General features: G+C 33.1%; 18 protein-coding genes and 1 pseudogene. 2 read left to right on the top strand and 17 right to left on the bottom strand.

What is annotated here, in order from left to right; translation table 11 throughout:
* Nucleotides 1-8: 8 nt before the first annotated feature.
* The 5 genes from racE to uvrC form a co-directional block, all read right to left on the bottom strand.
* A complete protein-coding gene (racE, locus tag JG553_RS02840; protein ID WP_001039659.1) occupies nt 9-809 on the bottom strand; it encodes a glutamate racemase in 801 nt (266 codons plus the stop codon).
* A gap of 235 nt (nt 810-1,044) precedes the next feature.
* Nucleotides 1,045-1,860, bottom strand: coding sequence for a succinate dehydrogenase iron-sulfur subunit (gene sdhB / locus JG553_RS02835; RefSeq protein WP_000139712.1), 816 nt, complete (start codon nt 1,858-1,860; stop codon nt 1,045-1,047).
* The gene (gene sdhA, locus JG553_RS02830; protein ID WP_000818278.1) at nt 1,860-3,626 is read right to left on the bottom strand and encodes a succinate dehydrogenase flavoprotein subunit; all 1,767 of its coding nucleotides are present in this window, start codon (nt 3,624-3,626) and stop codon (nt 1,860-1,862) included. Before sdhA ends, sdhB begins: the two co-directional genes overlap by 1 nt.
* A 51-nt stretch (nt 3,627-3,677) precedes the next feature.
* Nucleotides 3,678-4,292, bottom strand: coding sequence for a succinate dehydrogenase cytochrome b558 subunit (locus JG553_RS02825; RefSeq protein ID WP_000079317.1), 615 nt, complete (start codon nt 4,290-4,292; stop codon nt 3,678-3,680).
* Between the two features lie 323 nt (nt 4,293-4,615).
* The gene (gene uvrC / locus JG553_RS02820; protein ID WP_000390535.1) at nt 4,616-6,397 is read right to left on the bottom strand and encodes an excinuclease ABC subunit UvrC; all 1,782 of its coding nucleotides are present in this window, start codon (nt 6,395-6,397) and stop codon (nt 4,616-4,618) included.
* A gap of 165 nt (nt 6,398-6,562) precedes the next feature.
* Here uvrC and JG553_RS02815 point away from each other — a divergent pair, with 165 nt between their 5' ends.
* Entirely contained in the window at nt 6,563-6,658 is a 96-nt protein-coding gene (locus JG553_RS02815) for a hypothetical protein (protein ID WP_001788625.1), read from the top strand.
* A 62-nt stretch (nt 6,659-6,720) separates the two neighbouring features.
* On the opposite strand, the gene trxA is transcribed toward JG553_RS02815, so the two are convergent.
* The 5 genes from trxA to zapA form a co-directional block, all read right to left on the bottom strand.
* Nucleotides 6,721-7,035 (bottom strand): thioredoxin, encoded by a 315-nt coding sequence (trxA, locus tag JG553_RS02810; protein ID WP_001018928.1) that lies wholly within the window; start codon nt 7,033-7,035, stop codon nt 6,721-6,723.
* Between the two features lie 172 nt (nt 7,036-7,207).
* Nucleotides 7,208-9,556 (bottom strand): endonuclease MutS2, encoded by a 2,349-nt coding sequence (locus JG553_RS02805; RefSeq protein WP_001249285.1) that lies wholly within the window; start codon nt 9,554-9,556, stop codon nt 7,208-7,210.
* 9 nt (nt 9,557-9,565) lie between these two features.
* The gene (polX, locus tag JG553_RS02800) at nt 9,566-11,278 is read right to left on the bottom strand and encodes a DNA polymerase/3'-5' exonuclease PolX (RefSeq protein WP_000161942.1); all 1,713 of its coding nucleotides are present in this window, start codon (nt 11,276-11,278) and stop codon (nt 9,566-9,568) included.
* Between the two features lie 72 nt (nt 11,279-11,350).
* A complete protein-coding gene (locus JG553_RS02795; RefSeq protein WP_000234068.1) occupies nt 11,351-11,872 on the bottom strand; it encodes a CvpA family protein in 522 nt (173 codons plus the stop codon).
* Nucleotides 11,873-11,879: 7 nt separating this feature from the next.
* On the bottom strand, nt 11,880-12,140 hold the full coding sequence (gene zapA / locus JG553_RS02790) for a cell division protein ZapA (protein ID WP_001804460.1): 261 nt from the start codon (nt 12,138-12,140) through the stop codon (nt 11,880-11,882).
* Between the two features lie 369 nt (nt 12,141-12,509).
* Between zapA and rnhC the strand changes: the two genes are divergently transcribed.
* Complete coding sequence (gene rnhC, locus JG553_RS02785) at nt 12,510-13,448, top strand: ribonuclease HIII (protein WP_001284258.1); 939 nt, start codon at nt 12,510-12,512, stop codon at nt 13,446-13,448.
* A 170-nt stretch (nt 13,449-13,618) separates the two neighbouring features.
* On the opposite strand, the gene pheT is transcribed toward rnhC, so the two are convergent.
* The 7 genes and pseudogenes from pheT to isdF form a co-directional block, all read right to left on the bottom strand.
* Nucleotides 13,619-16,021 carry a phenylalanine--tRNA ligase subunit beta gene (gene pheT, locus JG553_RS02780; protein WP_000908982.1) on the bottom strand — a complete coding sequence of 801 codons (2,403 nt, stop codon included), beginning with the start codon at nt 16,019-16,021 and terminating at the stop codon, nt 13,619-13,621.
* A complete protein-coding gene (gene pheS / locus JG553_RS02775; protein ID WP_000003559.1) occupies nt 16,021-17,079 on the bottom strand; it encodes a phenylalanine--tRNA ligase subunit alpha in 1,059 nt (352 codons plus the stop codon). The genes pheT and pheS overlap by 1 nt, the downstream gene beginning before the upstream one ends.
* Before the next feature lie 380 nt (nt 17,080-17,459).
* Nucleotides 17,460-18,200, bottom strand: a complete 741-nt coding sequence (locus JG553_RS02770) for a TrmH family RNA methyltransferase (RefSeq protein WP_000435374.1) — start codon at nt 18,198-18,200, stop codon at nt 17,460-17,462.
* 239 nt (nt 18,201-18,439) lie between these two features.
* The gene (locus JG553_RS02765; RefSeq protein ID WP_001788617.1) at nt 18,440-18,547 is read right to left on the bottom strand and encodes a hypothetical protein; all 108 of its coding nucleotides are present in this window, start codon (nt 18,545-18,547) and stop codon (nt 18,440-18,442) included.
* A gap of 36 nt (nt 18,548-18,583) precedes the next feature.
* Entirely contained in the window at nt 18,584-18,907 is a 324-nt protein-coding gene (gene isdG / locus JG553_RS02760) for a staphylobilin-forming heme oxygenase IsdG (RefSeq protein ID WP_000670950.1), read from the bottom strand.
* A gap of 18 nt (nt 18,908-18,925) precedes the next feature.
* Nucleotides 18,926-19,660 carry a class B sortase gene (gene srtB / locus JG553_RS02755; protein WP_001242429.1) on the bottom strand — a complete coding sequence of 245 codons (735 nt, stop codon included), beginning with the start codon at nt 19,658-19,660 and terminating at the stop codon, nt 18,926-18,928.
* A gap of 61 nt (nt 19,661-19,721) precedes the next feature.
* Nucleotides 19,722-20,686 (bottom strand): annotated as a pseudogene (gene isdF, locus JG553_RS02750) (hemin ABC transporter permease protein IsdF).

Here is a 20,686-nt window from a genome sequence, read left to right as displayed (position 1 = left end):
AAATCCTCCTAGTCATTCACTGATATACGTTCCACATTGACAGATAAATTTAACCACTCTTTGATAATGTTAGTAATGTGAGTAGGATCACCTGTTGCAAAAAATCGATGATCTGGATGTTCAGTATAACTTGCATGTTCATTACTAAATGTTAGCAATGCACTAACTTCACGAGCCGTTTCTAATCCAGACGAAATCACTGTCTTTTTACCACCAAAATAATCATAGATAGGTTTATAGAGCAATGGATAGTGGGTACATCCTAAAATGACAGTATCAGACTCACTATTACGCCAACGTTTCAGTGTTTGATGAATGACAATGCTTGTAATTGTTGGATCACTATATCTCATTTGTTCTACAAGTGGCACAAAACCTGGACAGGCAACGCCATGTACCTCTACATGTGGATTGATACGTTTAATATGCGTACGATATGCTTCAGATTTAATTGTGCCTTCCGTTCCTAGTACTAATACATTTTGATTTCTAGTAGTCATTATTGCTGTTCTAGCACCTGGTTCAATTACGCCAATCACTGGGATTGATAAGGTCTTTTGTAAATATTCTAAAGCTACAGCAGTTGCTGTATTACAAGCAATCACGAGCATTTTTATATCAAATTCCATTAATTTACGAGCGATTTCAACTGTATATTGTTTTACTTGTTCTCCTGGTCTTGGCCCATATGGACATCGTCCAATATCACCTAAGTAATAAATCGTCTCATTTGGCAACTGACGCATAATTTCTTTAGCTACTGTCAAACCTCCGACACCAGAGTCTATTACACCTATTGGTTTATTCATATTCGGTCATCCTTACTTTTAATTTAATTTTTAGTTTATCATAACTAAGCATTGGATTTTAGTATTATGCACTGTGTTTACCATTTTTGTCATTATAATATTTATTTTAAATCAGCCCACTATCATATTGTCATGTAATCTGCTTATTAAAAAAATCCCTTCCAAGTTATTGTGTATCTCCATTCAATTTAATTTTGAAAGGAACATAACATTTTAACTCAAAAGGGATTAATTTTTATTCTACTTCATGGTCTGAACCAAAGAATGATTTAAACATGTGGAATGTTGTTTCTCTGTTCATTGCTGCAATGGATGTTGTTAATGGAATACCTTTAGGGCAAGCATTAACACAGTTTTGTGAATTACCACACTGCTGTAAGCCACCAGTACCCATTAATGCATTTAAACGTTCATCTTTAGTCATAGATCCTGTTGGGTGCAAATTAAACAAACGAACTTGCGAGATTGCTTGTGCACCAACGAATTTATTATTTTCAGTAACATTAGGACAAACCTCTAAACATACACCACATGTCATACATTTAGATAATTCATAAGCTGTTTGACGTTTTTTCTCTGGCATACGTGGTCCCGGACCTAAATCATACGTTCCATCAATTGGGATCCATGCTTTCATACGTTTTAAGTTATCGAACATTCTAGAACGATCAACTTGTAAGTCACGGATAACTGGGAAAGTATTCATTGGCTCTAAACGAATAGGTTGTTCTAATTGATCAACAATCGCAGAACAAGATTGTCTTGCACGACCATTGATAACCATAGAACATGCTCCACATACTTCTTCTAAGCAGTTCATATCCCAGACAACAGGTGTTGTTTTTTCACCTTTAATATTAACTGGGTTACGTCTAATTTCCATTAAACAAGCAATGACGTTTAAATTTTCACGATATGGAATTTCAAATGTTTCTTCATAAGGCTTAGAATCACTTGTATCTTGTCGTTTAATAATTAATTTTACTGTTTTTTGTTTCGGTTTAGATTGTGTTTCATGTTGTGGAGTGTTTTTCACTGATTGTTCAGTCATTATTTTTTACCCCCTTTAGACTTACTTGTGTAATCACGTTTACGAGGTGGTATTAAACTCACATCGACGTCATCATAAGTAAACTGCGGTTTTTCAAATGCGCCTTGGAATGAGGCCATTGTCGTTTTTAACCACTCTTCATCATTACGCTCTGGGAATTCTGGTTTATAATGGGCACCGCGTGATTCGTTACGGTTATATGCACCAATCGTAATAACACGTGCAAGTACTAACATGTTCCATAGTTGACGGGTAAAGAATACCGCTTGGTTACTCCAAGTTTGAGTATCTTCCATATCAATATCTTCATAACGTTTCATCAATTCAACAATCTTTTTATCTGTTTCTAACAGTTTTTCATTTTCACGAACAACAGTTACATTTGCTGTCATAATTTCACCAAGTTCACGGTGTAATTTATATGCATTTTCTGTACCGCGCATAGCTAATAATTTATCAAAACGTTCTTGCTCTTCAGCTTTACGCTTTTCAAAAATACTTTCGTCCATATCAGTATATGATCGATCAATATTTGAAATATAATCAATCGCGTTTGGACCTGCTACTGTACCACCATAAATCGCTGATAACAATGAATTGGCACCTAAGCGGTTACCACCATGTTGAGAGAAGTCACATTCTCCAGCTGCAAATAACCCTTTAATATTTGTCATTTGATCATAATCTACATATAGACCACCCATTGAATAGTGAACAGCTGGGAAAATCTTCATTGGTACTTTGCGTGGGTCATCACCAGTGAATTTTTCATAAATCTCAATGATACCACCTAGTTTTACATCTAACTCATGTGGATCTTTATGTGACAAATCAAGATATACCATGTTTTCGCCATTTATACCTAATTTTTGGTTAATACATACATCGAAAATTTCACGCGTTGCGATATCACGAGGTACTAAGTTACCATAATCAGGATATTTCTCTTCTAAGAAGTACCAAGGCTTACCATCTTTATATGTCCAAATTCGTCCACCTTCACCACGTGCTGATTCACTCATTAGTCGCAGTTTATCATCACCAGGGATTGCAGTAGGATGAATTTGAATGAACTCACCATTAGCATAAATAGCGCCTTGTTGGTAAACAATGGAAGCCGCTGATCCTGTATTAATCATTGAGTTTGTTGTTTTACCGAAAATAATACCAGGGCCACCCGTTGCCATAATAACTGCATCTGAACCAAATGTTTCAATCTCAGCAGTTGTCATATTTTGTGCAACGATACCTCTTGCACTATCATCGTCACCTTTAACTATGCCAAGGAATTCCCATCCTTCATACTTCGTAACTAATCCATCTACTTCATATGCACGAACTTGTTCATCCAATGCATATAATAATTGTTGTCCAGTTGTTGCCCCTGCATATGCTGTTCTGTGATGTAATGTACCACCGAAACGTCTAAAATCTAATAGACCTTCATTTGTTCTATTGAACATTACGCCCATACGGTCTAATAAATGAATAATTTTAGGTGCTGCCTCTGTCATCGCTTTAACAGGTGGTTGGTTTGCAAGGAAATCGCCACCATACACTGTATCATCAAAGTGAATCCAAGGAGAATCGCCTTCCCCTTTAGTATTGACCGCACCATTAATGCCACCTTGGGCACAAACAGAGTGCGAACGCTTTACTGGTACAACTGAGAACAAATCTACATGTGCACCTTTTTCTGCCGCTTTAATTGTTGACATTAAGCCCGCTAGGCCACCTCCGACAACAATAAGATGTTTCTCTGCCATAAAAATTTCACTCCCCTAAATTTTCAATCTATATTTGTTAAATGCGATGTATTACATAAAGGCAATAATTGCAGTAACACCAATATACGAAATAACTAAAAATACGATTAATGAAACCCATGTAAATACTCGTTGTGATTTTGGAGATTGAAGTCCACCCCAAGTAACTAAGAATGACCATAAGCCATTTGCAAAGTGGAACACAACAGCAATAATACAAATAATATAAAATATTGCCCATCCAGGATGTTGCAATGTTTCGTGCATTAAATCGTAATTCACTTCTTTGCCGTAAAATGCTTTTTGTAAACGTGTTTGCCATAAATGGATACCAATAAAGATAAATGTTAAGATACCACTCACTCTTTGGAAGAAGAACATCCAGTTTCTAAAAATCGAGTAATGTCCAACATTTTCTTTTGCTGTAAATGCAATGTGTATACCAAACAAACCGTGATATAACAACGGAATGTATATAAATAAAAATTCTACAATAATTAGAAATGGTAATGATTCCATAAAGTTAGATGCCTTATTAAACGCTTCAGCACCTTGTGTTGCTTGGTGATTCACTAATAAATGAACGACCAAAAATGCACCTATTGGGATAATACCTAATAACGAGTGAATACGTCTTAGATAAAATTCATTTTTTGATTGAGCCAAAAGGAGTCCCCCCTGTGAACGAATATTTAATTTATTGAGCTATTTATATTAAACGTACGCTTAACCCCCTAAAGTGATATCGTTTCTAGCGTTGTCATTATCATTAAGCGAAACATTTTAAAGACAAATACACACTGCACGATCACCAAACTGCATGTCGAACAATGTAACATTTGGATTCGATATTTAAAATTGCTTGTGATGATAAACTTTCTCATTTAGAAAACGCTTCCACGTACATTCAAAAAAATAACTTTGTTAACCATATTGTAACATTATTTCATATATTTTGGGGCATGAGAATGATTCTCACGCCCAGTAATTTATTTATGCAATTGTTCATGTAGGTTCTTTGCGACGTTTTCAGGAATACCTATATTTTTAAAATCTTCAAGTGTAGCTTCCTTCATTTTCTTGATTGAACCGAATGAACGCAATAATAATGTTTTACGTTTGTTACCGATACCATCTATATCATCAAGTATTGATTTCAAGCCTGTCTTTTGACGTGTTTGTCTATGAAATGTGATTGCGAATCTGTGAACCTCATCTTGGATACGGTGCAACAAATAAAATGCCTGGCTATTTTTCTTCAGTGGTACAATTTCTGCACTAGCGCCATATAATAATTCAGATGTTTGGTGTTTATCATTTTTCTGCAAACCTGCAACAGGGATATCAAGACCTAATTCGTTTTGTAGCACATCAATAACCCCGTTCATATGTCCTTTACCACCATCTACTATTATTAAATCAGGTAATGGTAATCCTTCGTTTAAAACGCGAGAATATCGTCGTCTTACTACTTCTCTCATTGATTTGTAATCATCTGGACCTTTAACCGTTTTGATTTTATACTTTCTATAATTTTTCTTATCTGGTTTACCGTCGACAAATGTAACCATTGCTGACACTGGATCCACACCTTGAATATTAGAATTATCGAATGCTTCAATTCTAATTGGTGTTTGAATTCCCATTTGTGTTCCAAGTTCTTCAATAGCTTTAATCGTTCTGGACTCATCACGTGATATTAATTCAAATTTATTATTTAAGGATACTTTAGCGTTATGTGCAGCTAGGTCAACCATATCTTTTTTGGGACCTCGCGCGGATTGAACGATTTTAGTGTCCACAACAGATTGAATCATTTCTTTATCCAAATTACGTGGTACATGAACTTCCTTAGGTAAAATATGTTGGTTTAAGCTATAAAATTGTCCAATAAATGTATAAAATTCTTCTTCTTCTGTTTGCTGTAATGGAATCATCGTTGTATCTCGCTTTATCATATTACCTTGTCGTATAAAGAAAACTTGGATACACATCCATCCTTTATCAACACTATAACCAAAGACATCACGAATCGTTTTATCTGATGACATAATTTTTTGTTTGTTTGTCAGATTTTGAATATGTTGAATTAAATCTCTATATTCTTTAGCCCGTTCAAAATCAAGTGATTCACTTGCAGTTAACATTCGCTCTTCTAAACTTTTTAAAATTGTTTTGTCTTCCCCATTCAGAAAATCAGTAATTTCCTTCGTCATTTGTGCGTATTTACTCAAATCAACGTCATATACACATGGTCCTAAACATTGTCCAATATGGTAATAAAGACATAATTTATCTGGCATCTTATCACATTTGCGATATGGATATATTCTGTCTAATAACTTTTTAGTTTCTTGAGCAGAATATGCATTCGGATACGGTCCGAAATATTTGCCAGTACCTTGTTTTACAGTTCTCGTCACTAGTAGTCTAGGATATTTCTCCTTCGTAATTTTAATAAATGGATAACTTTTATCATCCTTTAATAATATATTATATCTTGGTTGATATTGTTTAATCAGATTCAATTCCAGTAAAAGTGATTCTGTTTCACTTGACGTGACAATAAACTCAAAGCGACGTATTTCACCAACCAGTCTCGTTGTTTTAGCATCATGAGCACCCGTAAAATATGATCGCAATCGATTTCTTAGCTTTTTAGCTTTGCCAACATATATCACTTGATCATTACGATCTTTCATTAAATAGCATCCTGGTTCCATAGGTACGACATTTAATTTATTTTTAATTCGTTGCTTATAGTCTTCCAAAAATATCCCCCCTTCTAATTTTAAAATGAATGATGCTACAAAAGTGCTTCAAATTTATCACCACTAATTCTAGTTAATAATCAACATCTTCGAGTATGACTTTTCATGCACATCATGTAATATTGAACATGGTTTTATCAAACCAACTGCTACAAATCTATCAGCATGCTAGATTATCATTTAACGTTCATAGATTTATTAATCCCACCATTCTCAAGTCGTAAACAATATGATGACTTATCATTCAACTTTTTATATTAAAAACACAAACAAAAACTGGAGCAATTCATTAAAGAAATGCCCCAGTCGTCATTGGTTGTAACTTATAAATGTTTATCTAAAACTTCAGCTAAGTTTTCTTTTGGTTGGAAACCAACAACTTTATCAACTGGTTGACCGTCTTTAAAGACGATTAATGTTGGAATACTCATCACTTCATATTTAGCTGCAGTTGATGGATTTTCATCAACATCTAATTTTAAAATGTCAGCTTTACCTTCATAGTCAGCTGCTAATTCTTCTAATACCGGAGCGATCATTTTACATGGACCACACCATGTTGCCCAAAAATCTACTAGTTGTACACCAGATTCTACTTTTGAATCAAAATCTGCATCTGTTACTTTTACGATTGCCATAAATGCCAATCCTCCTTAATTATTATTATGATGTTCAAATTATATCAGATAACATGCTTCATGTATTTCTATTTGCTCAATTTTTATGCTTATTTCAAATAACATGTTTGAAATGTATTCTTGTTGCTTTACATTATTTTAACTGCAGCTATTTAATTTATCAAATTATAATTTATTTTAGTGTTGCAACGGTAACGCCAAATCCACCTTCGCTTGGCATACCACCTCTAAAGTCACTAACACTTTTATGCTTTTTCAAATGTTGTTGTACACCTTTTTGAAGTGCACCTGTACCTTTACCATGAATGATATAAACTTGTTCGTAATTACTTAAAACGGCTTGATCTAAATATTGATCTAGTTCAATTAAAGCATCCTCATAACGATAGCCTCGTAAGTCAAGTTCAGTTTTAATTGTTTGACGATTTTGACGTGTAACCATTTTCGTTGGCTTAACTTTTTCTTTTTGTTTTTTCTCTAAATCTTCAATAGGTAACTTCATTTTAATAATTCCCATTTGAACAATTGCTTCTTCATCATTGACAATTTCTAAAACTTCACCCTTTTGACCGTAAGATAATACTTTTACTTCATCACCAGCAACAATTTTATCGTATTTTTGCTTTTGTACATTTTGCTTTATAGATTTCGCTTCATAATGATCATCTAATCGTTTCTTCTTATCAATCAATTCATGTTCTTTAACATCTGCACCTTTTTGTTCACGCAATTGTCTTAAGTCTTTAATAATATCGTCAGCTTCTTTTGTTGCAGCCTTAATCTTCTGATTTGCTTTTTCTTTCGCTTCCTCTATTAGAGACTTTTCATAATTTTGGAATTGTTGATACTGCTTAGATAAATCATCATGCACTTGCTCCGCTTCTTTTACAAGACGGTCCAGTTCTAACCTCTGTGTCTCTACACGTTTGTAATTACGCTCTAATGATTCAATCATTTCATTTATTTCTTTTTCATCAGTACCAATCATCGTCTTAGCCTTATTAATAATATTCAAACTAAGACCTAACTTTTTAGAAATGTCAAAAGCATTTGAACGACCCGGCACACCCATTAATAACTTATACGTTGGACTCAAAGTATCTACATCAAATTCTACACTCGCATTCATAACGCCTTCTCGATTATAACTATATGCTTTAAGTTCAGGATAGTGCGTCGTTGCCATTACTAGAGAACCAATTTTTCTAACATGATCTAAAATGCTCATTGCTAATGCAGCACCTTCACTCGGATCTGTACCTGCACCTAATTCATCAAATAAAACTAAACTATGTTTGTCTGCATGCTTTAAAATTTCAACTATATTCGTCATATGAGATGAAAAAGTTGATAATGATTGTTCTATTGATTGTTCATCTCCGATATCGCAATATACATTTTTAAATACACTTAACTGACTACCATCAAGTGTGGGAATCAACAATCCTGATTGAGCCATAACAATAATTAAACCTAATGTTTTTAATGTTACAGTTTTACCACCTGTATTCGGTCCTGTAATAATTACCGTTTCAATATCTTCCATAAATTCGATGGTATTAGCTACAACAGTCTCACGATTTAATAATGGATGGTATGCTTTAGGTAAATATACAGTACGGTCCTCTTTAAATATCGGCTTTGTTCCTTTAATACTTCTACTATATCTCGCTTTTGCGATTAAAAAATCTAACTGACCCATGACTTGTTCTGCCACAAGTAGTGCATCTTTGTCCGCAGCCACATAACCAGTTAGTTGCGTTAAAATGCGTTCTTTTTCAATTGCTTCGTCATGACGTAATCGACTAATTTGATTATTCATTTCAACAACTGATGATGGCTCAATATACAATGTTTGTCCTGAAGCAGATTGATCATGTACAATCCCATTAAAATCTTGTCGATATTCAGCTTTGACAGGTATAACGTTTCTTTCATTCCTAACTGTTACAATAGCATCTGATAATTTTTTCTGATTTGCTTGGCTTTTAACAATACGGTCCAAATTTTGTCTAATACGTTGATTCGTGCTAGAAATTTTACTTCTAATCCCTTGCAATTCATAACTCGCATTATCATATAAATCATACGTATCGCATGTTTCATTTATTTGTTGAAAAAGATCAGTTAACACAGGTAATTGATTCATCTTGTCATCTAATATTGGGTATTTAACACCTTCATCTTCTTCAACCAATTGATTATAAAATGTCTTGAATTGATTTTGTACTTGAATTAATCTTTTTATCAAGTTAAGCTCTGATACATTTAAAACGCCGCCAATATCAGCGCGATGAATGAATGCTGATACTTTAGATAAGCCACTCAAGCTTGGTAAACGATGCTTATTATAGATTTGAGCAATCTCATCCGTTTCTTCCATTTGAAAAACAACCGTTTCAAAATTAGTAGCTGGCATCATTTGATTGACCTTTTCCAAGCCTAAGTCACTAATAGTTTCATTGGCAACGAGTGATTTTATTTTTTCAAATTCTAAGACGTCTAATGTTTTTTGTCTCATAAAATCCCTCTATTTCTTAAGTTTTGTATTATTTTCAATAAAGTCTTTAAAAGCTTCACGCGATAATGCGTTAATCACTCTATCTTTTGTTACAAATCCTTTTTGCGCAGTTGCTACGCCATAATTCATAAAATCTAAATGATTTGTATGATGCGCATCAGTGTTAATAGTTAATTTCACATTTGGATATTTACGAACGATATCAGCGCTCAGATCCAGTCGATGTGGATTGGCATTAATTTCTAATACTGTATTCGTTTCTTCAGCTAATGCCATTAATTGTTCAATATTCGGTTTATAACCATCTCTTCTACCTATAATACGCCCTGTTGGATGCGCTATATGTCGCACGTATGGATTGCGACATGCATTAGCTAATCGTTCCATAATTTGTTCTTCTGATTGGTTAAAGCTTTGATGAATAGCTCCAATTACATAATCAAGTTGTGCTAAAATTTCATCATCATAATCCAGCGAGCCATCAGGTAATATATCCATTTCTGTACCTGAATAAATATCAATTTCACTATATTCTTTATCTAAAGCCTTAATTTCTTCGTTTTGTCTTAAAAGTCTTTCTACTTGTAAGCCATTAGCAACACGTAAACTTTGTGAATGATCAGTAATTACCATGAATTTATAACCTTTTGCGATATTTGCTTCTACCATGTCTCGAATAGAAAACGCACCATCACTATACGTTGTATGCATATGAATATCACCATTAATATCATCTATTGTAATGATATTACTTAGATCTTTATCAAATTCGCTACCATCTTCTCGCATAGCAGGTGGTATAAAATTCACATTAAAATGTTCATATATCTTGGCTTCACTATCATATTGAATTAATGTACCATCAGCTTGTTCAATTCCATATTCACTTACTTTTTCATCACGTGCTTTAGCAAGTTGTCGAATTCTTATATTATGTTCTTTTGACCCAGTAAAATGCTGCAATGTATGATAAAAAGCACTTGGTTCAATTAATCGAAAATCGACACCAATCGTTTCATCATCATACGCTAATTCTAATGAAACTTTTGTGTTCCCCACTGCAACTTCTTTTACTTTATTGGGAATATTTAATAATTGCTGCTGCACTGCTTTTGGGTTATCGGTACTTATTATGAAATCTAAATCTTTGCTCATTTCTTTAAAACGACGGAAGCTTCCTGCAGATGAATATTGATCGATATAATTTAATGTATCTATATAATCAATGATTTCTTGATTAAGTCTTCTCATTTGATCAATTGGATATCTATCTTTCTTAGCACCAAGTTGTTTCACAGCTTCTAATATGTTTTGTTCCGTTTTCTTAGCAAATCCGCTTAATTCACTAACTTTTCCATTTTCACAAGCAACTTGAAGTGACGCTTTATCAACAATATTCAACTCTTTATATAGCTTAGCAATTTTCTTGCTTCCAAGTCCTTGAATTTTCAAAAGTGGAATAAGACCTTCCGGAACTTCTTCCTGTAATTGCTGTAAATACTGAGATTCACCGGTCTCACGGTAATCATTGATTACTTCTGCAACACCTTTACCAATGCCTTTTAACTCCGTTACATCAGATATTTCATCTAATGGTCGTTCATCTAATTCAAGACTTTGAGCTGCTTTTCGATACGCTGATATTTTAAAAGTATTTTCCCCTTTTAATTCCATATAAGTAGCAATTTGTTCTAATAGTTTGATAACATCTTTTTTTGTCATAATAACACTCCATAAAAAGAAGACCAGGACGTATCATTAATATATACCTTTGTCCTGACCTCTTATGATAATTTATAAATTAATGGTGAAAGCCGATAAATATGGGATGTGAAAAATCAATGAATGACTCACAATAGATATTTTAAGCTGATGTTGTAATGCTTCGTTAGGATATAATGCCAATAGATATAACGTAAAGTGTAAGACAATTATCGTCATAAACACACCAACTATCATTCCCATTGCACGACTGAAAATATGAATGTTTTGATACGCTATTATTTTATCAAAAGTTACGATAATTAGATATAAAATGAACTTACAAAACAATGTAATCATTAAAAAAGCTACAATCGCTTCAAATCGATTTTGTAGATGATTAAAATGAAACGCAAAAGTTGTATTAAATGCTGTTGTTTTAGGATATGGAATAAATACAATTAATCTTTCTACAATAGATTTGTAAAATTGACTGGCAATCCACAATGATACAATCGTTGCACTCAAATGTATCATAGATAACCAAAAACCTCGTCTGAATCCAACGATGACAAAATACACAAAGAAAATGATTATGATAAAATCAATGACCATTTATTGCTCACGCTGCTGCAATTTGTGAATTTGTTGTTTCAAACGTCGATTTTTTTTCTTCTAGTAGTACTTTTTCATGCATAATATTCACAGCAGTTAGTATTGCTTTTCTTGAAGTATCTAAACCTGCTGCTTTATACCCTAATTCTTTTATTTTATCATCAACTAAATGTGCTACATATCGTATGTGCTCTGGGTTATCTTCCCCAACAATTGTAAAAAGCTGATCATTAATTGATACATTTACCTTGTTTTTAAACTGTGTCATTTATAATTTCTCCTGATCCTTTTTTTAAAATCTAAATTCACGTTATAAAATATGACTGGATAGTTTGTCTGAATTTGATACTAATATTGTTATATTGCAATTATGATAAAACAACAACACAATCTCTATAGATGACTTAATGTTCTTTTTATAATGAAATAATGTAAAGAATTTTCTATTCAATACTTTATCATGTTTAAATTGTGTCACTATAACATTTTCATAAACATTATACATGACCACTATGTATTTTGTAAGTATCCGCAATTAATTCTTTACAACATACATAAATGTTTCTGACGTTATTATCATTTATGATATGATTATTTTTGCTAAAGACAATGAAATTTTATGAAAGGATTTACACAAATGGCGAATATCGTTTTTAAATTGTCGGATAAAGACATAACGACATTAATGTCACGCATTTCTTTTGATACTGAGAATTTACCTCAAGGTATGAAAGCACGTGCAAAGTATCAAAATACAACTGTAAATATTTACCAATCAGGTAAAGTCATGTTTCAAGGTAATCATGCAGAAGCTGTGTCTGAAGAACTTCTACCGCAGCATTCTCAATTGAATACTAATAAAACTAAAAAGAAAAATATGGCTAATTCTTTTCTTGAACAAACTTTAATGTATGATCAATTTAACTGTATTGGTAGTGATGAGGCTGGAAGTGGCGATTACTTTGGTCCGTTGACTGTGTGTGCTGCTTTCGTTACCAAAGAGCATGTCCCTATTTTAAAAACTTTGGGTGTAGATGATTCAAAAAAATTAACCGATACCAAAATTGTAGAACTTGCTGAGCAATTGGTTACTTTCATACCACATTCATTATTAACACTACACAATGAAAAATATAATATTCAGCAAGCAAAAGGCTGGACTCAAGTAAAAATGAAAGCTGCCCTTCATAATGAAGCCATCAAAAATGTACTTGAAAAAATTGATTCGTCTCAATTAGACTATATCGTCATTGATCAGTTCGCAAAACGCGAAGTGTATAGCCATTACGCATTATCAGATATACCACTTCCAAAGAAAACAAAATTTGAAACAAAAGGAGAATCGAAGTCATTAGCCATTGCAGTGGCAAGCATAATTTCTCGATACGCATTTGTTACATATATGGATCAAATATCAAAAAATATTAATATGACGATTCCTAAAGGTGCCGGTGCTAAAGTCGATGTAATCGCCGCCAAAATTATAAAAAAATACGGTCTTTCACGTTTAGATACCATTTCAAAAAAGCATTTTAAAAATCGTGAAAAAGCCCAAAAAATTTTAAAGCCTCTTTGATTTTTAATCATTAGAGGCTTTTATGCAGTTGTGCGAAGCATCATCTGTATTCCGCTGTTCCTCTTTGACTTTTTAAATGCATTGGAACCAAATTGGTGAACCCAAAAATAAAACCCCATGTTAGGGATATCAATCTACTTCAGATATCCTTATACATGGGGTTTAAATCATTATCTAATAACAGCACCTTGTTCAATTAATGCTGCTTCAATTTCCGCTTGTACTTTTGAAACGCGCTCATCTGTCAATGTTTCTTCTGTGTCTAAATAATTTAAACGTATTGCAATTGATTTTTTACCTTTTTCTAAATGTTCGCCCTGATATACATCAAAGACAAGTGTATCTTTTAATATATTGCCACCATGTGCATGAATCGTTGATAATAAATCAGCTGCTGGAATATTTTGATCTACTTCTAATGCAATGTCACGAGACATGCCTGGGAATCTCGGAATTGGCTGGTAATTAATGTAACCTACCGACACAGCCATTAATGCATCAAAATTCAACTCAAAAACATACGTACGTTTTAAATCATTATCAGCTGCTAATATTGGATGTAATTCACCAATAAAACCAACAACTTTATTCTCTAATAAGATTTCAGCAGTACGACCTGGATGTAATCCATCAATATCAGCACGGCGATAACTAAATTCAAGATTTAACTTTTCAGATACTCGATCCACGACACCTTTTGCTAAATAGAAATCAACCGTTTCTTTCTTACCTTGCCATTGATTGACTACATAATCTCCAGTTAAAATACCACTTAAATATTCAACTTGATCTGGTAGTTCACCTTCTCCATTAGCAAAGAAGACATTGCCGATTTCAAATAATTTTACATCTTTATTTTTGCGTGCCACATTATATGATGCCGCTTCGATTAAATGTGGTAATAAACTTTGACGTAATGACGCATGCGCTTCACTCATTGGCATCAATAAATCAATTGTTTGACGCTGTTGCATCGAAAATGCAGTAGCATCTTCTTTAGAAACTAACGAATACGTAATAGCTTGGTCTAATCCAGCACCTTCTAACACTTCTTTAACCATTCTAGTTTTATATTGGCGATCAGTTAGCTGACCACTAGTAACTTTATCGAAGACAGGTAACGTTGATGGAATATCGTCGTATCCATATATACGTGCAACTTCTTCAATTAAATCTTCTTTAATTGTAATATCTTTACGACGTGATGGTACTAGCACTGTAATAACATCATCATTTATTTCTGTATCAAACCCTAGTTGATTAAAAATAGTAACAATATCATTTTGTGACAAATCAAATCCAATAGTGCGATTAATTTTATCAGCAGTGATGTCGATTGGTGTAATAAATGCACCAAGTTCTCCTGAAGACACTCTATCTTTTAGCACTTTTCCGTTTGCATAAGTTTGTAATAAATAACATGCACGGTCGACTGCTTCATCTACAAATTCAGTAGCTATTCCTTTTTCAAAACGACTAGATGATTCACTGCGTAAATTTAAACGTCTTGATGTATGACGAATTGAAACTGGATCAAAAATAGCACCTTCAATCACTATATTTGATGTTTGTTCTTTAACTTCTGAAAAATCGCCACCCATAACACCAGCTAATGCAATTGGAGTTTGTCCATTAGTAATGACAATATCGCTCGTTAATAATTCACGTTCTGTATCATCTAATGTTGTCATTTTTTCGCCTTCATTAGCTTGACGAACAACAATTTGTTGTGAACCAATCGCATCTTGATCAAACATGTGCAATGGTTGACCGTATTCTAATAACACATAATTTGAAATGTCAACAACATTATTAATAGGACGTATACCCGCTTTTATTAAGCGTGCTTGCATCCAAATTGGCGAGGGTTCAATTGTCACGTCGTGAACAACACGTGCACTATAATATGGTACTTTATCTTCATTTTCAATTGTCACAGTCAGTTCATCATTTGCAGATAAATCAAGCTCATTTGATGTTGTCTCTGGCTTAGTCATTTTTGTATTATATAATGCTGCAACTTCATAAGCAGTACCTATCATACTTAAAGCATCTGCACGATTCGGCGTTAAATCAAATTCCATTACTTGATCATCTAAATATAAAGCTTGTAAGGCATCTGTTCCTGGAACTTGGGCTTCACTAAATACATAAATGCCTGATTCAAAACTTTTCGGTATATAGTTACTTGAAATACCAATTTCTTGTAACGAACAAATCATACCTTCTGAACGTTCACCGCGTAATTTGGCACGCTTAATTTTAATACCACCAGGCAATCTGCCACCTACTTTAGCAACAATGACATATTGTCCTGCATCAACGTTCGGTGCACCACAAACGATTTGTACAGGTTCGTCTTCTCCGATATCAACTTGGCAAACATTTAATTTATCAGCATCAGGATGTTTCTCTTTTGACTTAACGAAGCCGACAACTAAATTTTTGATATCTTTTGTGTAGTCAATTAAATCATCCACTTCAATACCTGTGCGCGTAATACGTTCTGCCAAATTACTTACAGAATCATCGATTGTTACATATTCTTTCAACCATTCATTTGATATCAACATTACATGTCACCTCTATCTTCTACCGCTTTAAATTGATCTAAAAATCTCACATCATTAGTATAGAAATGACGAATATCTTCTATACCATATTTCAACATTGCAATACGGTCTGGTCCCATACCAAATGCAAATCCAGAGTACTCTGAAGAATCAAAACCAGCCATTTCTAATACATTAGGATGTACCATTCCAGCACCTAAAATTTCAATCCATCCTGTGTGTTTACACACATTACAACCTTTTCCTTTACATTTAAAACATGACACATCAACTTCTACAGAAGGTTCAGTGAATGGGAAGTAACTTGGACGTAAACGAATTTCACGATCAGCACCAAATAATTTCTTAGCTAACAATTCTAAAGTACCTTTCAAATCACTCATTTTAACGTTTTTATCAACAACTAATCCTTCGATTTGTGTAAATTGATGACTATGTGTCGCATCATCAGAGTCACGACGATACACTTTACCAGGGCAAATAATTTTAACTGGACCTTGACCATGACGTGATTCCATCGTACGTGCCTGCACTGGTGATGTATGCGTACGTAATAAAATTTCATCCGTAATATAGAAACTATCTTGCATATCACGTGCAGGGTGTGATTTAGGTAAATTCAGCATTTCGAAGTTATAATGATCTTGTTCAACTTCATATCCATTCACAATTTCATAACCTAAACCTAAGAATAAGTCTTCAATTTCTTCTATTGTACGTGTTAATGGATGCTTTGAACCGATTTCAATATGACGACCTGGTAATGATACATCAATTGTTTCTTCAGCCAATTGCTTATTTAATTTTTCTTTAACTAACATCTGTTGTCTTTCATCTAATTCATTTTGAATTGTTTGACGCAATTCATTCACTTTTTGACCAAACGCAGGTTTATCTTCATTCGGCAAATCCTTCATCAATTTCATTAGTCCGCTAACTGACCCTTTTTTACCTAAGTATTTCACTTTAACTTCTTGCAGTGCACGTTCATCATTTGCTTCATTAATATCTACAAGCGCTTGTTGTTTTAACTCTGACATTGTTTGTTGTTCAGACATATGTCACTGACCTCCCTATTCGAACTATTCATTTTCTATTTATCATATTTGTTGTTTAACTAAAAAAAGACTTTCATCCTCTTAAAAAATAAGGGACGAAAGTCATTTCCGTGGTACCACCCAAATTTATGCCTAAGCATACACTTGTTTAATATTGATAACGGATTGTCTTTCCGACTTAAATCTCTTTAAGTAACCAAAAAGGTGAAAAGACTTTAAATAATTGGAATAACTTGCAGTCACGATTATTCTCCCTAAAACAATTATTTATATAAATGTCCATGCCTTTTTATTGGTTTATATTCAATTGTGTATGCATTCACGTAGAAATGTTCTGTTAAACAATTAATTATAATTATATCGGAAAACTTTCAACACGGTCAACCTTTCAAATGATAAAGTAAAATACTACCTGCAATCGCTACATTTAAACTTTCAGCTTTACCATAAATAGGTATGATTAAATTTTGTGTAGTATGTGCTAATAATTCAGGATTAACACCTTCTCCCTCATTACCTAATAGTAATGCAAAAGAATCACTTGAAGTAACTTCTTTGTATGCCACTGCGTTTTCAAGTGCTGTACCATAAACAGGACCATTAAATTGAGTAATAAACGTATCGAGATCTTGTGTCATAACTGGCAAATGGAAAACACTACCTTGACTCGCTCGCAACACTTTATCTTGATAAGGATCTGTCGTACCCTTCTCCATTATTACAGCATCCATTCCAGCAGCATCCGCAGTTCTAATTAATGTGCCTAAATTTCCAGGATCTTGAACACGATCGATGAGCAATACTTGTTGTGCTTTAGAAATATCATAATGCGGCTTCTCAATGATTGCGAAAAACCCTTGTGGTGTCACTGTACCTGATAAAGATTCAGCAACTTTCATGTTTATTTCAAAAACTTCTTGCGCGTATGCGATAATTTGCTGATCTAATCTTGCCGGTTCAATTGCAAATAATTGTGTAATTACAATTCCACTTTGATAAGCTTCTTCAATTAAATGCACACCTTCAATTAAAGCTAATCCAGTTTTATCCCTCTCACGTTTCTTTTTTAGCTTGTTCGCTTGTTTAATTCTATTATTTTGTGCAGAAGTAATTTGTTCCATTGATAGCTCCTCGCTTTATTTTTAAAAATAAAAATATTAATCATTAATAAGATGAAAACATTTGATTGTATAGTTAATATTAATTAATCGCTTTTATCACTCATAATATTTCAAATTGTATAAATTTCTTTTATCGATACTACTACTATAAATCATACGCCCCAAAATATCATTATTAATTCTTTTCTTCTTCAAAATAAATCAAAATGATATAATTGATGATTATTTTCAAAGCACATTCAAATCAAACTATGTTTTAGCAATTTGTTGTTAGCATGTTTGTGTTCATTAAAAAAACGACCATCATCGGTATCATGTATGGTCGTTACAAAAGCTAACAATACCAATTGTCATAACAAGTACTGCAACCTCTTTAAATTCAATTATTTCATGTAACTATAGCCTATATCATATGTAATTACTTTGTTATTTATAATCGGGCTACTTTCATCTTCATTTTTACTTCTAACATGTTTATGCGCTGCTTTAAAGACATCAGATTTTAACCAATCCGTAAAAGCTTGCTTTGATTTCCAAACTGTTAAAATTTTCACTTCATCAAAATCTTCTTGTTCTAAAGTTTGTGTAACAAACATGCCATCAAAGCCTTCTAATGTTTCAATCCCATGTCTCGTGTAAAATCGTTCTATAATATCTTTTGCTGTTCCTTTTGTTAACGTCAGCCTATTTTCTGCCATAAATTTCATAATTATCCTCTTTTCTGTTTAACTTACCTTAATTATTTTTGCGACAACAACAATTCTTTTCGTCGTTTCACTATATGCATCTTCGCACGTTGATAAAGTCATTATTCTATCTTTTACCGTTACATTAACATCTGAATTAATTACAGATTTACGTTTTGTCTCATCTAAAAATTGTTGATAATCTTGATCATTTTCAAAATCTGTACGTATGTAATTATCTTTAGTAGTAGTTTTATATGCACTAAATACTTGCAATTGATATTTACCATATTTATTGTCAAATTCAATTATCTTGTGTTTTTCATAAAACGATTGCTTTAAATAATCTTCTAACACATCAAACATCGTATTATCACCGACATGGTGCCCGTATAAAATAGTATTATGATTTAAATTCTTCAATTCATTTCTAAAATCCATAAAAATACTACCTTTACGTCGATGTTCTCGCTCAAAATCTAAATTTAAATAATCGTGATTTGTCTTACCTTGTAGTACTGGATAATTTAATGATGTTCCTGATAATTTTATCCATCCAACAATGTCTTTATTTATTTTTTCAAGTGATTCAAATTGTGGTCTCACATGTTCTTGATGTTTGCTCATCAGCATTTGAAATTTTTGTTGTAATTTCTCATAATTTGCGCGTTCTTGCTTGTCTTCAATATATGTTTGAACAATTTTGTAACCAAAAATGATAATAATTACAACCAATAAAATTTGTACAATAGTTAAAAATCGCTTCATTCTCATAAAAATCCTCTTTTATTAACGACGTTTCTTCAGTCATCACTAAACCAGTTGTTGTACCGTTTTAGATTCGATTTCGTTGACTTTGACAAATTAAGTAAATTAGCATTGGACCACCGACAATCATTAAAATAGCATTGGCTGGAATTTCTAAAGGAGGCTGTATCACTCGTCCTAATAAATCAGCCACTAACAATAGCCATGCACCAATAACTGTAGAAAACGGAATAAGTACTCTGTAATTGCCCCCAACTAGCTTTCTAACCACATGTGCACAATAATACCTAAAAAGGCTAGTTGTCCAACAATCGCAACAGTTGCACTTGCTAAAAATACTGCTAATAAACCTGTTAACCATCTGTAACGATCAATATTAAAACCGATACTTCGCGCTTGTATGTCGTCTAAATTTAGTAAATTCAATTTAGGGGACAATAGTAATGTTAATATTAATCCCAATAATGCTGATACTGCTAATATGTATACGTCGCTCCATATTTTCATTGTTAAGCCTTGAGGAATTTTCATTAAAGGGTTTTGAGTTAAAATTTCTAAAACACCATTTAATAATACGAATAACGCAACACCTACTAATATCATACTTACAGCATTGAATCTAAATTTAGAATGCAACAATATAATTATTAAAAATGGTATTAAACCTCCAATAAAACTTAATAATGGTAAGTAAAAGTACAATTGTGGAATAAACAACATACAAAGTGCTCTCATTATAAGTGCACCTGAGGAAACGCCAATGATATTCGCCTCTGCCAAAGGATTTTGTAGTGCTGCTTGTAATAATGCTCCAGAAACTGCTAACATTGCGCCAACCATCAATGCAATTAATATACGTGGCAATCGCAAATCAATGATTGAATCCACTGCTTCATTGCTACCAGTTGTAAATTTTGTAAATAGGTCATTAAATGACAATTTAATTGTACCGGTTACAAACGAAATATAAGCAGTTGCGATTAAAATGACTAACAAACATAAAAATAGTAGTTTCTTTTTATTTTTTATCAT

The organism is Staphylococcus sp. T93 (assembly GCF_016743875.1).
Taxonomy (GTDB): Bacteria; Bacillota; Bacilli; order Staphylococcales; family Staphylococcaceae; genus Staphylococcus; species Staphylococcus aureus.
The sequence above is the reverse complement of the archived record's forward strand: the minus strand, read 5'-3'. Positions and strand labels throughout refer to the sequence as shown.

Bases quoted from the DNA above. Each gene is read 5' to 3' on its own strand.
- sdhA (WP_000818278.1), bottom strand. From the start codon at position 3,626: ATGGCAGAGAAACATCTTATTGTTGTCGGAGGTGGCCTAGCGGGCTTA.
- srtB (WP_001242429.1), bottom strand. From the start codon at position 19,660: ATGAGAATGAAGCGATTTTTAACTATTGTACAAATTTTATTGGTTGTA.
- trxA (WP_001018928.1), bottom strand. From the start codon at position 7,035: ATGGCAATCGTAAAAGTAACAGATGCAGATTTTGATTCAAAAGTAGAA.
- JG553_RS02770 (WP_000435374.1), bottom strand. From the start codon at position 18,200: ATGGAACAAATTACTTCTGCACAAAATAATAGAATTAAACAAGCGAAC.
- zapA (WP_001804460.1), bottom strand. From the start codon at position 12,140: ATGACACAGTTTAAAAACAAGGTAAATGTATCAATTAATGATCAGCTT.
- JG553_RS02815 (WP_001788625.1), top strand. From the start codon at position 6,563: ATGCTAGATTATCATTTAACGTTCATAGATTTATTAATCCCACCATTC.
- JG553_RS02795 (WP_000234068.1), bottom strand. From the start codon at position 11,872: ATGGTCATTGATTTTATCATAATCATTTTCTTTGTGTATTTTGTCATC.
- polX (WP_000161942.1), bottom strand. From the start codon at position 11,278: ATGACAAAAAAAGATGTTATCAAACTATTAGAACAAATTGCTACTTAT.
- sdhB (WP_000139712.1), bottom strand. From the start codon at position 1,860: ATGACTGAACAATCAGTGAAAAACACTCCACAACATGAAACACAATCT.
- rnhC (WP_001284258.1), top strand. From the start codon at position 12,510: ATGGCGAATATCGTTTTTAAATTGTCGGATAAAGACATAACGACATTA.
- pheS (WP_000003559.1), bottom strand. From the start codon at position 17,079: ATGTCTGAACAACAAACAATGTCAGAGTTAAAACAACAAGCGCTTGTA.
- JG553_RS02805 (WP_001249285.1), bottom strand. From the start codon at position 9,556: ATGAGACAAAAAACATTAGACGTCTTAGAATTTGAAAAAATAAAATCA.
- pheT (WP_000908982.1), bottom strand. From the start codon at position 16,021: ATGTTGATATCAAATGAATGGTTGAAAGAATATGTAACAATCGATGAT.
- racE (WP_001039659.1), bottom strand. From the start codon at position 809: ATGAATAAACCAATAGGTGTAATAGACTCTGGTGTCGGAGGTTTGACA.
- isdG (WP_000670950.1), bottom strand. From the start codon at position 18,907: ATGAAATTTATGGCAGAAAATAGGCTGACGTTAACAAAAGGAACAGCA.